Annotated in this window: 1 protein-coding gene; it reads right to left on the bottom strand. The window is 43.0% G+C overall.

Features of this window, described 5'->3' with window-relative positions:
- Positions 1-343: 343 nt before the first annotated feature.
- A partial coding sequence (locus tag D5R40_RS32430) for a calcium-binding protein (RefSeq protein ID WP_134239668.1) occupies positions 344-2,120 on the bottom strand: 1,777 nt, incomplete at its 5' end.

Consider the following 2,120-nt stretch of genomic DNA (forward strand, 5'->3'; position numbering starts at 1 on the left):
ATATCATGTCCGGTTGAATACTTAACACTTTGGAGGAGGTAAGGCAGAAGGCAGGAGGCAGGAGGCAGAAGGAAAGAAAAGGTTAGAAGGGAAAAGGTTTTTTATCACTGATTATCCGGACATGATATTATTCCCCCAAATGAGCTGTTCCCTATTGCCTGTTTCCTGCGCCCAGCGCTATACCAGACACGGTAGTGGGAGCATCTTGCTCCCTTCGCGGGCAGGATATCCGCATTACCAATTGCTTATTCCTATTTACCATTACGCGAGCAGGACTACCATTTTAATACTGCCAACTTACCCCTACTTCAAATTATGCGAAGTTGTAGACTCTTCTCATTTATTAGATGAAAAAGGAATCATTGAGAGTAGTTAAGCGAGATGCTATTTGCCCTGAGGTCGCAGACAAATTTTCTAGAGTAACTAAAAGTTGATCGTTCCAGAAAATAGAAATGTTGTCTCCAACAGGATTGATTGTTAAGTTCTGTTCATCAGTAGTCAGTCCATCAGTTAATACGAGGAAGTCTTGATTGATATCGAAGTCGGTGATGATATCTGCTCCTTGGTTAAGGTTGATTAGGAAGCGATCGCCACCACTACCTCCAGTGAAAGTATCATCACCTTCCCCACCACTCAAGAAGTCATCACCTGCTTCTCCAAGGAGAGAATCATTTCCTGACGATCCAAACAAGCTGTCGTTATCTTCACCACCTAACATTGTGTCATTACCATCTTCACCAAACAATTGATCCTCACCTTGATTGCCAAACATGAGGTCGTCTCCTGTGCCACCAAACAACTCGTCTTGCTGGCCTTGTGTGCCAACTGCTGCTACAAGTTCGGGGTTATCTCCATAGAGAGTATCATTACCTTCACCGCCACAGAGAGTATCATTATCTTGATCGCCAAACATGAGGTCGTCTCCTAGCTGACCATATATTAAGTCATCACCCTTACCACCTCGTGAAGTATCATTGTCTTCACCACTAAGGATAGTATCTGCAGCATAGTTACCACTGAGGAAGTCATTTCCGGCACCACCAGAAATCAAGTCCTTTCCTAATACATCAGGATCAGTAACACTATTGTTGCCACCATAGATTGTGTCATCTCCTTCCTCCCCTAACAAGGTATCGTCTCCTTGGTCGCCAAACATGGAATCATCATCCTTACCACCATAGATGAAATCATCTTGTTTACCACCGTACATGACATCGTTTCCACGACTGCCTTGCATGACATCGTTACCTCGACCGCCATAAACAGAATCTTCTCCTACTTCCTCTTCTGATAAATTTGAACTAGGGTCACCAACAATTTGATCGTCACCATTTTCACCCATGAGTGAATCGTTCCCCTCCTGTCCGAAAAGAGTATCTGATTCTTTTCCACCACGGACTTCATCATTATCCTTACCACCCATGAGCAGATCTTTGTAACGGTTGCCGTTGAGGGAGTCATTACCCCTTCCACCATTCATAGTATCGCTACCAGTAAAGTCTTTGTCAGTACCACCAGCGGTACCACCCCAAAGAACGTCGTTATCTTTGTCACCTAGAACAAGATCGTTGCCTATATCACCCCAGATTACATCATCTTGCTTACCACCACGAACTATATCGTTTTGTTTTCCTGAGTTAATAAAATCCTTTTGTTCTTTGCCATTAACAAAATCATCTCCACGGTTAGCAAAAATTACGTCTTCACCCTCACCACCATAAATAATATCATCGCTATCACCACCTTCTACTGTGTCATTTCCACCCAAGGCATCAAAAGGTTGTCTGATGTTGCTGATCTTAATCAATTCACTTGCTTCTGTACCGAAGAATAACTCTTCAAATAGATTTGTTTCGTCGATAACTATAGAGGGTAAAATAGGTAAATCTACAAGTTCTATAGTTGGAGGAGGAGGACATGAACGATCTTCATTTATAGGAGTTGGTTCTGGAGTTGGTTCTGGAGTTGGTTCTGGAGTTGGTTCTGGAGTTGGTTCTGGAGTTGGTTCTGGAGTTGGTTCTGGAGTTGGTTCTGGAGTTGGTTCTGGAGTTGGTTCCGGAGGATTAAAAACATCAATAGAAATATTGGCAGGTTCTAAAGGGTTACCATTAGGGTTATTG

Origin of the sequence: Okeania hirsuta (genome assembly GCF_003838195.1) — a bacterium.
Taxonomy (GTDB): Bacteria; Cyanobacteriota; Cyanobacteriia; order Cyanobacteriales; family Microcoleaceae; genus Okeania; species Okeania hirsuta.